Below are 13,261 nucleotides of genomic sequence, written 5' to 3' on the forward strand. Positions count from 1 at the left end.
TTCATATTTCTTTTCAAACACTTCCATTACCATATATGTCTTATCAGAATGTTTCCTTAATCTCCCCGCAACGAAGCATCGACTCTCCAAAGTAGGGATTAGATATCTGATCCTGTGACTGGAGCCAGTAAGCCCCCTTGTCATTAAGTGCCATAGGGCAAAATGCCAGAAAATGCTCCCCGGAATGATGTCCATACACTCTTTGAAGTGTTATTACCTGTTCTGATAAATTTGCAAATGCGTTTCGTAGTTCCTCGATGTCTGAGTAATGGTTCTTATGTGAAATGACTTCGAGCATTTCCTTTTTGCTTTCATCCCACACCGTTAGATCGTCTCCACTACTGCCATGAACCTTATCGATCTGTTCTCCAAGTTCTCCCATTGCCACAACTGCCGAATTATGATCATCATTGGCAAGTGACTTTGATAGATTGAAATAGCTTTGATATACCGGATCAAGATTTTCAAGGAAAGCAGAAGAGACTTCTACAGAGTGAACTGTTTCATCTATTCCCTCATGGCTATCCTCTGGTGTACCTGCCTCCTGATGATCACCATGGTGTGCATGTGCCCCGGTAAGTGCTCCCCCTTCGGGGTTCATCATACTTGGTCTACCACGAATTTGAAGCTCAGAGTCGATTCTGAAAGCGCCATGAGATACAACACGTTCACCTTCCTCAAGCCCTGATTCTACTATATAATAATCACCGGTCCTGGGCCCCAAAACAACATCCCTGCCTTCGTAAACATACCCCTGATCATCCGAACTCTTTTCCACATACACTACTGCCCGTTTACCGGTAAACAGTGGCGCAGTTGAGGGTATAACCAACGGTTTGGAATCTGAATCCAGATCAGTATCACTCTGCTTAGGCTTTGTTGAAGCTCTCAGATACATTTCCGGTTTAAGCCTGTAGTCGCTATTATTTACCTCTACACGAACCCCCGCAGTGCGTGTAAAGGGATCAATCACCGGATCAATAAACGAAATATTACCCGTAAATGTTTCACCGGGAAGAGCCGACACAGTGAACTCAACTTCCTGACCAACCCGCAAATGAGAAAGATCTCTTTCGTAAGCATCAAGCTTAGCCCATACACCGGAGATGTCTGCGATCTTAAACAGATCTGTCCCCTCCTGCACATAATCACCACCACTTACTTTCCTCTCCAACACAATCCCCGCCTGAGCGGACCTGATGGTCATATGGTCTGAGGGCGTACTTTGGGCCATTATTTCCTCTAATTGTGAATTACTAAAGCCAAGAAGCCTCAATTTCTCCCTGGCAGCATTCAAATTCCGTTGTGCGCTGTTTCTTACCAGCTCACTTGCACTTTGACCAATCCGCTTAACAGAAGCATTGGCACTTATCAGTTCCTGCTGAAGCGCCAATAGTTCCGGGCTGTAGATAGCTGCCAGCGGTGTTCCCCGGTTTACTCTGGCACCGGTTTCACCAACCAGGAGCCGATCGATTCTACCACCCATCCTCGCGCTTATTACCTCGATGCGGTTTTCATCGGGAACAATTCTTCCGTTCATATTTACGTTTACAGCTCCGCTTTGGCGGTTTACCGGGGTTGTTACAACCCGCGAAAGACGCGCGGCAGACTGAGAAAGCGTAAGGGCCCTCTCTCCATGTTCATCCTGAGAGCCACTACCCGACTCCATTGGTATCAAATCCATATGGCATATGGGACATTGTCCTGGTTCAGAAAGCACTATCTGAGGATGCATTGAGCACGTCCAGTATCCGTTTTCGTCCTGTTCATGTGTATGATCATGATCGTGATCATGTGAAAAATGGTCACTTGCACCTGGTGAAAATGCGCCACCTAAACGATACGCAACCACAAAAGCCAAAAGCACAATAAGAATTGTTCTTAGCTTTTTGTTATCTTTTGCAGATGAAAAAGTACTAACAATTTTTTCTTTTATATTTTTACTATTGGCTCTCATTTATTGACTCCTGTCAGATTGTATAGTTGTGCTTGTGCTTTTTTGGCCCTTAAGAACTCATTTATCAGATCCTCTTCCAACTCAAGCAACGTTCGCTGTGAATCGATAAGCTCCATTATACTGGCTGCTCCGGTCTGGTAGTCTGTTTGGGTTAATTCAACCACCTGTGAAGCCTGAGGTACAATAACATCCTCATATAACTTTACTTTCCTCATTGCATCCCTGTACTCATTAATATTTCTTACCGTTTCTGTTCGTACAGAATTAACCATCTGCTCTAGATTCTTTTTTACCGAATTTTTCATTTGTTCGGCTTTTTCTATTTCTGAGCTGATTCTTCCGGTCCAAACAGGGATATTCATACTTATTCCCACACTCCAGGAATCTCCCATAGCTCTGTCGCGCATATACTCGGCTCCGATTTCAAAATCCGGTATATACTGCTGCCTTGCAAGACTTACCAATTTTGAAGCAGCATTAAGCTCTTTTTCCATCATTTGAAGCGCAAAGTTGTTGGAAAGAGCACTCTCAATGACCTGCGCATCAGTATCGTCAATACCCGAGTTCAACTCTGCTTCGGTGTTGATTGAGATAACCGACAGATCGTCAATGTTTAACACTTCTGCCAAATTTTGTGTGTAGGTATTTATCCTAAGTTCCACACTGCTAATCGCATCTTCGGCTCTTGATATCTCTACCTGAAGACGGACCAACTCACTTTGAGGTGCCGCACCGGTTATATACCGTACCCTGGTGTTTTCTTCCAGAAAAACAAGCAGCCCGAGATTATCTTCAAGTACAGAAAGCATTCGTTTTGCACTATACAGAGCAGAATACGCCTCAGTCACCCTGGCTACAGTTTCAGATCGAACGTGCTGAAGTTTTGCTTCTTCACGCTTAACCAGCTCGCGTGCAGCCTCTCTCTGTGTTAAAATTTTGGTTGGGAATAGTACTTTTTGACTTACACCAACGCTACTGAAACCATCATCAGAACCAAACCTGCTCATAACCATTGGATCCGGTAAATAGGAATCTATCGATACCTGTTCACGCTGAGCTCTAAGGTTGTTTTGTGCAGCCGATATGGCAGGATTATTACCTAAAGCATAGTCTATATAATCCTGAAGTGTAGTTCCAACAGGTGATTGGTAAGGTTCAGTACCGGTACTGCTTTCCCCAAAAACGCGGGGAGTTAGCAGCATTGTAAAAAGCAGCAGCAAAGCTACTAATGTTCTACGTAGATTAGACATACTTGTCTCCTTTACCCGTATTAGTTGATTACAAAGAGAATGCAACCATTACTGTTGCATCTTTCAACATTCATTGAGTAAACACAAGTAGTATTAAATCAGCAGAACCGGAGTTGAAGGCGGGAGTTGAAACTGAAGTGTCAGTTCGAAGTTTATATGTTTATTGTTTAATGTATAGACATTGGAAACATAGTCATGGAACAAAATAGGTGTATAATATTCACCTATATGTTCCATGTATCTTGATATTTCCGTGTTACCTCTGGATGAGCTCTGCTGTGAAACGCAAGCATTGCAGTTGCTGCGCTCTTCACACGAGGTGTCTTGATGCGATTGCGCTGTATTCATGCAACATGCATGACCAGCAAACTCACCATGAGTTTGTGTGCATTTAGATTCAGAAGTATAGATACTTGAACCTGAATCACAATAGGCTGCAAAAGACTGCACAAGCAGCACGAGTATAAGCACAAAGGACAGCGACAATACTCTCCCCGCAAATCTCTTATTTCTACCTGTGTTCATCCCTTTTTCCAATCTCTATTGGTCTTCTTTGGATTCGATCAATTCTACACTCTGCCCTAATTCTTCGAGAAGCCCTATATGTTTATTGAAATTTTCTTCAACTTCTTCAATGCAACCAGCACAGCATACATAAATCCGTTTACCATCTTTTTCTACATAAAGCTCCTCATTTATCTCCCCACCCATTACAGTGCAGGTTCTTTGAGGAATTAGTATTTCTTTTAACTGCTCGTTTTCGTTTGCATTCTCCTTTTGAGCAGCGTGAAGAGAACATGCAGATGCCGATGCTGTAAAGATCAATATTAGTAGCGATGTGATCAATGGTGCCATATCACCCTCCTTTTTTATGTGTATTCACAGATAACTAGTTTTAAATAGTATTCAGCACTTCGTCCAACGATTCTATAAGATCCTCCGGATGCTCAAGCCCCACAGAAAGTCGTATAAGATCTGGAGTAAGCCCACCTGCTGCCTGCTGCTCCTCGGTAAGCTGAGAATGACTTGTGCTTGCCGGATGAAGTATAAGACTCTTGGCATCCCCTACATTAGCCAGATGAGAGAAAAGTTTAATATTATCTATGACCTTGACTCCGGCATCATAGCCTCCCTTTACACCAAACACTACCATGCCGCCAAAACCCTTCTTTAGGTATTTGCTTGCAAGCGAGTATGACGGATCACCTTTAAGCCCCGGATATCGCACCCATGATACCGCTTTATGCGACTTCAAAAATTTGGCAACCTCAAGGGCATTTGAACTGTGCCGCTCCATACGTACCGGCAGGGTTTCAAGCCCCTGAATGAATATCCAGGAATTATCGGGTGATATACATCCACCAAGATTACGCAAAGGAACAGTGCGTAAACGAAGTGCAAAAGCAATCGGTGCAAGAGGTTCGGGCAGATCAGTAGCCCAGTGAAGCCCATGGTAATTTTTGTCGGCCTGCGTAAAGAGCGGATGCCGACCACTGTTCCAGTTAAAACGACCCGAGTCGGTTACTATCCCCCCTATCGCAGCACCATGACCACCCATCCACTTGGTTAATGAGTTTATCACTATATCGGCTCCATGCTCAATGGCCCTGAAAAGATAGGGAGTGGTAAACGTACCATCTACAATGAGTGGGATATTATGCTCATGGGCGACTTTTGCGATTGCCTCTATGTCGGTGAAATCAAGAACCGGGTTCCCGATTGTCTCTACAAAAAAGGCCCGGGTCTTATCCGTTACAGCCTTTTTGAAGCTGTCAGTATCCTTTTGATCCACAAATGTTGTTGTAATACCAAGCTCAGGCAGTATGGCATCAAACATGGTATAGGTCCCACCGTAAAGATTGGTTGCCGAAACGATCTCATCGCCTGAAGCTGCCAGAGTAACAATGGTGTTAAATATCGCAGAAGTACCCGAAGCCAGTGCCACTGACGCAGCTCCACCTTCAAGCTCAGTCACTCTCTGCTCAAGAACAGCCTGAGTCGGGTTCATCATTCTTGAATAAATATTACCCAATTCTTTAAGAGCAAACAGATTGGCAGCGTGTTCGGTGTTTTTAAAGGTAAAAGAAGTAGTTCTGTAAACAGGAACCCCTCTTGACATGGTTTCATCTATCGGCTGCCCTGCATGGAGTGCCTTCGTTTCAATTCTGTACTGCTTTTCTGAGCCCATACTCTAACTCCTCCTGTTTAGGCAATATCTATTATCATTTTTTTTTTTTAAGCCTGCTCATACAGCCACGTGCTCAAATACCTCTCACCTGCATCGGGTAATATAACCACAATAAGCTTTCCCTCATTCTCTTCTCTTTTAGCCACCTCAATGGCAGCCCATAGTGCCGCACCGGAAGAAATCCCCACAAGCAATCCTTCCTGACGGGCAGCGGCTCGTGCCGTTGCACCAGCATCAACCTCATCAACCTGTAGTATTTCATCAATAAGTTCAGTTTTAAGAACATCCGGAACAAATCCCGCCCCTATGCCCTGAATTTTGTGAGGGCCGGGTTTTCCGCCCGAAAGCACCGGTGAACCAACCGGCTCCACTGCTATGGCCTTAAATGATGGTTTTCGGCTCTTTATCACCTCTGATACTCCGGTTATTGTTCCTCCGGTCCCAACTCCCGCTATCAGTATATCTACCTTGCCGTCTGTATCCCGCCAGATCTCCTCTGCGGTAGTAATCTTGTGAATCTCTGGATTGGCGGGGTTGCTAAACTGCTGGAGCACAATTGATTCAGGTATCTCATCATTTAGCTCTTTTGCTTTGGCAATGGCACCTTTCATGCCCTTAAACCCCTCGGTTAGTACCAGTTCAGCGCCCAGGGCCTTTAGAAGTTTACGCCGCTCAACGGACATAGTATCAGGCATGGTTAAAATTAACCGGTACCCTTTTGATGCTGCAATATACGCCAAAGCTATACCAGTGTTACCACTTGTAGGTTCAATCAAAACGGTACCCTGCTTTATGACTCCACGCTTCTCAGCATCCTCTATCATTGCCAGCCCGATTCTGTCTTTAACACTGGAAAGGGGATTAAACAATTCAAGTTTACCGGCTATCTTTGCCCTTCCCTCAGTATTTAGCCTGTTTATCGACACCAGCGGGGTATTTCCAACCAATTTTCCAATCGATTCGGCAATTTTCATAAATAGGTACCCCTCTCACTTTGTTTGTTCCTACATAAAGCTTTAATAAGCTAAGTTAAATCCCTTTGTTTGGACCACAAAAATCACGCCGTTCAGAGTGGCCCACACTTAAATATATCATTGTTGATCGGTTTGGTCAACATTTAATTGCATAGTCACCCATTTTGGTGAAATATGAGCGATGAATCTTGAAGCAGGAAAAGATATATAGGTTTGCTGTTTTATTCCTGTTCCTGTCTTTAATTCCTAATTCCGGATTCTTTTTAAAGATGCGCCCGGAAACTTGTTTGACCCGTGTAAGCGTGTACCACGTTGGGTGCAGTCCATCCAAACGATTCCTTATGAGTTCGCATACCGGGCTCATAAGTAGGGTTTGATTTATTGTAGTGCTTTTATTTTTTTTAGGGCAAAGACTAAAGTTATCTGAGATGTTGTTGGGACTTTTTTTATCTGAATACGGAGGTGAATATGGGTTTTATAACCTGGGCAAACTCGATAGTAAAAACATTTACTATTACAGATATCTTTTTAATAGAACTAAGTTCTTTGGCGTTTGGGATACTGCTTGCATCATTATTCCCATCGCTAACAGCAATAAAAATTTGGTGGATTGCGATAATAGTTATTGCATTGGCTATCAAACCATTGCATAAGGTGTATAGCAGTTCCCGAAACAAAAGTACAATATAAATGCCAATAACTACCGGAGCCATTTTGAAAGGAACGACCATATGCCCGAATTCATTTCTGCGATCCTTACTGCAACTGTTTTGGTCCTGCTTGGCTACCTTATTAAGCATAAGCAGTGGGCCTTTCTAATCTCAGGTTACAACACCTCTTCAAAGCAAAAGAAAGAAGAGTACGACAAGGAAGCGTTATGTAACGGAACCGGTGGATTACTTTTTGTATTGGCGGCAGTTTTATTGCTGTCTTCGATAGGCTATCTATTTACGATAAGATGGATTCCCACTGCTGGTTGGATAGTATTTACATTGATAATTATCGGGTTTTTAGTATATGCAAATACCGGAAACAGGTATAAGAAAAGAAGCGAATAGAAAGAAAGTCACCAGGCAGCCATTTTAAACCCATCCTTTATATCGCGAATTTTCGCTCGTTAGTGAAAACCACTGTCACCCAATGGTCCCCTTCATACTTCTCATTAATTTTTGCAATGATCTCTTTGCGAATACTGTCCTGTTCCCGAATAGAAAGATCTATATTCTTTTTCCCGACAATAAAATCAACTTCCAGCCACAGGTTCTGGCGTGGTTTGGTCACTCTGGTAAATGATTCCTGAAATCGCCAGGCATTCTGAATATCGTTGATTACCCTATCTACATAAGCACTGCTTTCGTCGGTTGGACGCATATCAAGGAGTGACCGTAATGCTTTCCTGATTTCCTTGATAGGCCATTCGACAAAGTAAACACCTAAAACTATCATCATCACAGGATCAATGTAGGGTTGATAAGGAGCCAATGCTGGCACAAAGGTAAATCCATAGGCAATCAGAAACCCTATAAGAACCCCTAAAGAGACGATTGAATCTAAATACCACTCTGCTGCTTCGGTTCGTATAAGATTGGATTTTAATTTTTTGTTGGTTCTTATTAGAATCATGTACATCATTAAACAAAAAAGGAAGGCAAATATGGCGTACAGAAGACCCGCTCCCACATCAATCTCACGACCTCCCTGAAAAATAGCTACAATCGCGGCTATCAATGAGCCTATGAGAAGGGCAATAAGGGCAATGTATTTGGTCAGTACCACTAACGGTTCAATTGTATCCTTCCCAAACGGGAATCGCCTCCAATCGGATTTTTTCATGTAGCGAAATGCAAAAAGGCTAAAAAAGGATAAAAGTACACTAATAACAGAATAGAGGCCATCAAATATTATGACCTGCGAGCGTAATAAAACGCCTAAAAAAAACGCTATCAGCGCAAAAGATAAGGCTCCATAAGAAGATGCTTTCAAATACTTCTCTTCTTTTATGCTTTTGGGAACCTTTTTTTCCTCATCCATCTCCATAGTTTGGTCTCCATCAACGCAATGTTACTCTTTCTACCCTCACCCGATAAGAAAATCTAATTCTATGAATTGATTATTCACACTACACCTGCTGCAGTGGTGAGAAGGCTGGCGCGCGTTCCTTTCCACCACTCTTTCAGTACTCCTGTCCCTCAGCTTACTGCTGCACTCTTAAGAGAGAGAGAGAGAGAATAGATAGCTCCCCAAGGCAAACAGCTCGCTGCTGTATCTATAAGGGAAATTTTCGCGTGTGGTACGATATGGTGGTGGTCACATAATTCAAACAATTTTCACCCAACCATCCTGGCGAGTTCTGGTTTTTTGTCTCTCAGTTCTATTGTTCAGCATACTCGTCACTCCTTCTCCCATTATAATACCGCCAGTGTAAGTAAACAGCCCCTATCAGAAATAGTAAAGTAATCAAACTACCCTCCAGGCCAAAGTTACCACCAGAAACAAGCTGGTGCCCCGTTCTTTCTATCTCTATAACTGCGGGACTAAAGTCCATACCAGACACTTCAAAACCGTATATATGACCTTGAAACAGATTCCAGGTAAAATGAATGCCAATCGGCACCCATAAGCCGCCGGTTACTTCTCTGCTGACACCAAACAAAATACCAGCAATAAATAAAACAATCAGTGGTATCGGATTTTGCATAATATCAGGATTTCCGATATGGAGTAAAGAAAAAAGGAGAGAGCCGGCAATGATTGCAGCTTTTACGCCAAAATGTTTTTTTAAAATCCCCTGCAGATAACCTCTGAGCAGTAATTCCTCTGAAATAGCGACCAGCAAAAACAAAATTATCCCCAGTCCTATGTTTTTTAAAACCTCTGAGTTAAATGACACATTTGCGACCCTTACCCCTCCAAGTAACCACACAAAAAGAAAGGGTACAGTGATTAAGAAAATACCCCAAACAGAGCCCTCAACTCCTTTTGTCATTAAGCGATTCTCTTTCCATCCCATAGAGAAATCATCTTTAAACATAGTATACACGATGAAGACAGCAGGAATAACTGCGACACTACTATATATCAAACTAAGAAAGAAGTCAGGTCCTACAGCCATCGTCTCAAACCCTGTAACGCCTAAAGTTATAGCTGACAATAAGGCAATACCTTGTGATAAAAAAACGGTAACTATAACTATCACCAGTAGTCTGGCAAGTATACCTGAAACAATTTTAGCATTTTTCATTTACTGCACTCTCCTGTTCTACTGGTTTGCGGTAGAAACCAGCAGGTGTTATTCAAGTATCGTGCCAAAAAGCATCTTTTTTCAGCGAAGATATAAAAGTAGCTGTAGCGATGTTGTTTTGAAAACGGCGAACAGTAGCTTCATTTTTTGTTTCGGTGGCTAATGAATTTCGCTCAGTTGCGGTAAAATTGTAACATTAGCAGGTATAGCGGACCAGATATTGTGGGCAGTGTAACCTGTTTCCTATACAGGTTGTTGGTGTCTGTTTATTCGCCACTGACATATATTGCGTTTCAATCCATAATGAATATTTTCTTTATCGTAATAACTATAAATTTATATCAAATTTGGTGGTACTTTTTTTGGTTTTCTGGTAGATATATTCTATTTTGGAATAAAGTTTGTTATATTTGTATTTAGTATTGATAATTTTTTCCAATATAGAATAATAATAGATCGCACACGTAATACTTTTATGAGAAGGAGTTCTCATAACTTTGCCTTGGGAGACGAAAATACACGAAACATATCCCGGAAAAAGGGATAAAAAGCTCTTTAAAAAACACTATCAGGAAGTAACTATTGTTTTGAATAATTTAAAAACCTATAAAGAGCTTTTGGAATCTGGAGAACATCCAGATTCCTTAAAAAATTGCTTTCTTTTGTGCATGATGAAAAAAAGGTTTATATGCTATTGACCAAAGACCTCCTGTAAAAGGATTTCAGCTACGGCTTTATATTTATCCGGTTATTGGTTATAAAACATTACACATACTGACGATTGGTGACAAGAATACTCAGAGTAGTGATATACAAGTATCTTATAAAAAAATTGAGGAGCTAAATAATGGATAAAACGATTTCTGAACTTAGCGAAGCTCTTGGATTTAACAAAACCGAACAAGAAAAAATAAGCAAGGCCATAGATAATCGATCATTGAGTCGCTATCTAACAATTTTGCGAGTAAAAAAAGGTTTAACTCAGGGTGCTATGGCAAAAAAAATGGGGGTTTCTCAATCTAACATTTCTAAGCTGGAACATTCTACTAATGATAGAATTACAATAACAGATGTGAATAACTATGTACATACTTTAGGTTATGAATTGAAACTAGTCATCGGAAAACCAAAACCTTTAACAACGCAAATACAATATGCTTACTATCATCTTGTTTCGTTATGCAAAGCATTAGGAAAAACAGAACGTAATGACCAAAAAATACTTAAAGGATTGGCTGAGTTTGAAAAAGTTGCGGCTCATTATATGGCGAAACTTGCATTTATGTTTCTGGAAAGTAGTGAATCTAAATACAACAAATTACAACAACACTCGCAACCTGAAATATGTATCGAAGAAGAGTCTTTAGATTCTGAAGACACTAAATTAGATACTGAACATCTAATCTGTTCTGACAAATAGTATTTACAATGTAGCCACAAAGAAAAAACTTAATTGAACGCTGATAACATCTGACTGGTACTGTTGGATAAAAGGAGTACCGTTTTTCGCTCAGTTGCGGTAAAATTGTAACATTAGCAGGTATATCGGGCCAGAAATTGGAGTCTGTTGTTTAAACAATTAATACAACCCTTCCACCCAAAAACCTAAATGCCCAGGATACCGCTTGCCCTCTCATCCAGATACATTTTCAACCCGCGGGGAATCCTGTCTATCATACCTGAACTCCTCCACACCTCGGGGCTCTCCATGCACATATAGAGCGTTATATCGGGGTAGTGCTTTTCAAATTCATCTTTCATGGCCCGGTAGAAACTAACCCTGCAGGGGCGGGGGTAGCGAAGCTTACCATCTATTCCGGTAATCATTTCAGCGGCAAAAAGCGAGAGGTGCTTACCACTTTTCTTTAGGTGATGTTTTAGTGCGGGCATACTCCTGAAGCCCCCCATACTGCACCAGGCTATTTTTTGCGGGTTCTTTATATGCGAAAATAGCATTCGAACTACTTCCCTGTACTCTTTTTCCCAACCATCATACCAGATCATAGGGTCAAAGTGAAAAGCCAGATTAAACCCCATCTCTTCACATTTGCGGGCAGCCCGAAGCCGCTCTTCAATAGAAGCGGTACCCTCCTCAAGCTTTGAGACCATCGATTGGGTGTTTAAAGAAAAACCGATCACCACTTTCCGCGGGGTTTTGATTTCACCGAGTGTATCGATATTGGTACTTTTGGTCTTAAACTCAATCAGTACATTTTTATACGGCTCTAAAAGCGCGGCAACTTTTTTTGACACTCCAAGCGTATTTTCCAAATACAGACTATCCGCAAACTCACCGGTACCAAACCTTAGAACTGAATTGTTTTGTTTGAGCTTTGTTTTAAGCTCATTCTCCAGATCATTAAAGTTTTCATACACTGTTTGATGCTGATGCTCAAGATACACCTGGAGTATACAGTAGTTACAGTACATTCCACACCCGGTAAGAGGGGTTATTATCTGGTAACCACAGCAAAGATACCCTCCGGTAGTTCCGGGACAGGGTTTCCAGAATTCTCCCTTGTTACGATCACTTACAAGTTTTTGTCTTTTAGAATTCATAGGTTGTTCACGTTTGTTTAAAAAGCGGGTCTTTATCAGTTGTAGCAGCTGGTGAAGGCAACGTATGCTCAGTAGGAAACCGTTTGACCACATCCTGTATAATAAGCCCCGAAAGCATAAATCCATAGGTGGCGGTGATATGAACAGCAGAGCCGTTTATTTGCTTTTTACTGGAGCACCATTCATGGATAAACGCCTCCTCATCCTCTTCACCCCTGATACTTTTTGGACAGAAACACTCCCCTGTTCCGCATCCGCTTTCTATAGCATAAACTGGAAGCACTTCATCACTCCAAACACATTTAAAGTCGCCCCTGACTCCTCTGCGACGAAGTCTTTTGCGGACAAGCTTTCCTAAACGGCAGCCATAAGAGTCCCAGATCGAGCTTACTTTAATCCGTGTGGGATCCAGTTTGCAGGAAGCACCAAGAGCACTGTACACCGTTGTTTTGGCTTTAAGGGCCGATTCGAGCAATGTTACCTTACTGGTAAGACTGTCTATGGCATCAATTACATAATCGTAATCAGAAAGGTTGAAAGATTCGCGTGTATCGTTATCGTAGATTTTTTGGATAGTGGTGATCTGCGCATCAGCGCTTATCTCCCTGAGACGTCTGGCAAGCTCAGTAACCTTTACACAGCCAAGTGTTTTAGAAGTAGCCTGCACCTGACGGTTTATGTTGGTCACACAGACCAGATCTGAGTCCACGATAGTTAGGTTTTTCACCCCGGAACGGATCAGGCCCTCGGCACACCAACTCCCCACACCACCTACCCCAAACAGAATCACCCGTGTTTTGGCAAGTTGGTTTAAAGTATATGAGCCGGTAAGAAGCTCCATTCTATGAAATGCATGGTTCAGGGACAATCAAAACTCCTTTAACAACTATTTAATTAATTGAAGTGTAGCAAAATAATTCAGGCACACCTTTAAAATAATGATGAAAAAGTACGGTCCACCCCTGCGATCTATTTTTACCGGGTAGCCGATTTAATGAACAGTGCTTAATTTGGGTGCCTTTTTTTAAAAAACCAGGAGCAAAAGGGGGTTAAATGGTCTACAAAGCTACTTATGAATAGAAAACAGAGTTT

The 13,261-nt window shown here is 41.9% G+C and carries 13 protein-coding genes; 2 read left to right on the forward strand and 11 right to left on the reverse strand.

From position 1 onward, the window contains the following. Positions 1–43: 43 nt before the first annotated feature. The 7 genes from QA601_02100 to QA601_02130 all read right to left on the reverse strand — a co-directional run bounded on the left by QA601_02100 (position 44) and on the right by QA601_02130 (position 7,100). Positions 44–1,957 carry an efflux RND transporter periplasmic adaptor subunit gene (locus QA601_02100; protein MDG5813855.1) on the reverse strand — a complete coding sequence of 638 codons (1,914 nt, stop codon included), beginning with the start codon at positions 1,955–1,957 and terminating at the stop codon, positions 44–46. Then, the gene (locus QA601_02105) at positions 1,954–3,207 is read right to left on the reverse strand and encodes a TolC family protein (GenBank protein MDG5813856.1); all 1,254 of its coding nucleotides are present in this window, start codon (positions 3,205–3,207) and stop codon (positions 1,954–1,956) included. Before QA601_02105 ends, QA601_02100 begins: the two co-directional genes overlap by 4 nt. 93 nt (positions 3,208–3,300) lie before the next feature. Then, a complete protein-coding gene (locus QA601_02110) occupies positions 3,301–3,732 on the reverse strand; it encodes a hypothetical protein (GenBank protein ID MDG5813857.1) in 432 nt (143 codons plus the stop codon). Between the two features lie 15 nt (positions 3,733–3,747). Further along, on the reverse strand, positions 3,748–4,062 hold the full coding sequence (locus QA601_02115) for a hypothetical protein (protein ID MDG5813858.1): 315 nt from the start codon (positions 4,060–4,062) through the stop codon (positions 3,748–3,750). A 40-nt stretch (positions 4,063–4,102) separates the two neighbouring features. After that, on the reverse strand, positions 4,103–5,395 hold the full coding sequence (locus QA601_02120) for an O-acetylhomoserine aminocarboxypropyltransferase/cysteine synthase (GenBank protein MDG5813859.1): 1,293 nt from the start codon (positions 5,393–5,395) through the stop codon (positions 4,103–4,105). 47 nt (positions 5,396–5,442) lie between these two features. Beyond that, the gene (gene cysK / locus QA601_02125; GenBank protein ID MDG5813860.1) at positions 5,443–6,369 is read right to left on the reverse strand and encodes a cysteine synthase A; all 927 of its coding nucleotides are present in this window, start codon (positions 6,367–6,369) and stop codon (positions 5,443–5,445) included. Between the two features lie 446 nt (positions 6,370–6,815). Further along, positions 6,816–7,100: a hypothetical protein gene (locus QA601_02130; protein ID MDG5813861.1), complete on the reverse strand. Its 285-nt coding sequence runs from the start codon at positions 7,098–7,100 to the stop codon at positions 6,816–6,818. Here QA601_02130 and QA601_02135 point away from each other — a divergent pair, their 5' ends adjacent. Continuing rightward, positions 7,101–7,427 (forward strand): DUF3784 domain-containing protein, encoded by a 327-nt coding sequence (locus QA601_02135; GenBank protein MDG5813862.1) that lies wholly within the window; start codon positions 7,101–7,103, stop codon positions 7,425–7,427. It begins immediately after the preceding gene. A 37-nt stretch (positions 7,428–7,464) separates the two neighbouring features. Here QA601_02135 and QA601_02140 read toward each other — a convergent pair whose 3' ends face one another. Together QA601_02140 and QA601_02145 are read right to left on the reverse strand one after the other, a co-directional pair. Further along, positions 7,465–8,406 carry a cation diffusion facilitator family transporter gene (locus QA601_02140; protein ID MDG5813863.1) on the reverse strand — a complete coding sequence of 314 codons (942 nt, stop codon included), beginning with the start codon at positions 8,404–8,406 and terminating at the stop codon, positions 7,465–7,467. 334 nt (positions 8,407–8,740) lie between these two features. Then, a complete protein-coding gene (locus QA601_02145) occupies positions 8,741–9,610 on the reverse strand; it encodes a type II CAAX endopeptidase family protein (GenBank protein ID MDG5813864.1) in 870 nt (289 codons plus the stop codon). 847 nt (positions 9,611–10,457) lie between these two features. Between QA601_02145 and QA601_02150 the strand changes: the two genes are divergently transcribed. After that, positions 10,458–11,030, forward strand: a complete 573-nt coding sequence (locus QA601_02150) for an XRE family transcriptional regulator (GenBank protein ID MDG5813865.1) — start codon at positions 10,458–10,460, stop codon at positions 11,028–11,030. A gap of 185 nt (positions 11,031–11,215) precedes the next feature. Here QA601_02150 and QA601_02155 read toward each other — a convergent pair whose 3' ends face one another. Further along, positions 11,216–12,169, reverse strand: coding sequence for a radical SAM protein (locus QA601_02155; GenBank protein MDG5813866.1), 954 nt, complete (start codon positions 12,167–12,169; stop codon positions 11,216–11,218). Between the two features lie 7 nt (positions 12,170–12,176). Then, on the reverse strand, positions 12,177–13,037 hold the full coding sequence (locus QA601_02160) for a tRNA threonylcarbamoyladenosine dehydratase (GenBank protein ID MDG5813867.1): 861 nt from the start codon (positions 13,035–13,037) through the stop codon (positions 12,177–12,179). Between the last annotated feature and the right edge of the window lie 224 nt (positions 13,038–13,261).

The organism is Chitinispirillales bacterium ANBcel5, from assembly GCA_029688955.1.
Taxonomy (GTDB): domain Bacteria; phylum Fibrobacterota; class Chitinivibrionia; order Chitinivibrionales; family Chitinispirillaceae; genus Cellulosispirillum; species Cellulosispirillum alkaliphilum.

What these genes read in the sequence shown, in the direction of transcription:
- QA601_02140 (MDG5813863.1), bottom strand. Translation starts at nt 8,406, where the DNA reads ATGGAGATGGATGAGGAAAAAAAGGTTCCCAAAAGCATAAAAGAAGAG.
- QA601_02105 (MDG5813856.1), bottom strand. Translation starts at nt 3,207, where the DNA reads ATGTCTAATCTACGTAGAACATTAGTAGCTTTGCTGCTGCTTTTTACA.
- QA601_02150 (MDG5813865.1), top strand. Translation starts at nt 10,458, where the DNA reads ATGGATAAAACGATTTCTGAACTTAGCGAAGCTCTTGGATTTAACAAA.
- QA601_02115 (MDG5813858.1), bottom strand. Translation starts at nt 4,062, where the DNA reads ATGGCACCATTGATCACATCGCTACTAATATTGATCTTTACAGCATCG.
- QA601_02110 (MDG5813857.1), bottom strand. Translation starts at nt 3,732, where the DNA reads ATGAACACAGGTAGAAATAAGAGATTTGCGGGGAGAGTATTGTCGCTG.
- QA601_02145 (MDG5813864.1), bottom strand. Translation starts at nt 9,610, where the DNA reads ATGAAAAATGCTAAAATTGTTTCAGGTATACTTGCCAGACTACTGGTG.
- QA601_02135 (MDG5813862.1), top strand. Translation starts at nt 7,101, where the DNA reads ATGCCCGAATTCATTTCTGCGATCCTTACTGCAACTGTTTTGGTCCTG.
- QA601_02100 (MDG5813855.1), bottom strand. Translation starts at nt 1,957, where the DNA reads ATGAGAGCCAATAGTAAAAATATAAAAGAAAAAATTGTTAGTACTTTT.
- QA601_02120 (MDG5813859.1), bottom strand. Translation starts at nt 5,395, where the DNA reads ATGGGCTCAGAAAAGCAGTACAGAATTGAAACGAAGGCACTCCATGCA.
- cysK (MDG5813860.1), bottom strand. Translation starts at nt 6,369, where the DNA reads ATGAAAATTGCCGAATCGATTGGAAAATTGGTTGGAAATACCCCGCTG.
- QA601_02155 (MDG5813866.1), bottom strand. Translation starts at nt 12,169, where the DNA reads ATGAATTCTAAAAGACAAAAACTTGTAAGTGATCGTAACAAGGGAGAA.
- QA601_02130 (MDG5813861.1), bottom strand. Translation starts at nt 7,100, where the DNA reads ATGGTCGTTCCTTTCAAAATGGCTCCGGTAGTTATTGGCATTTATATT.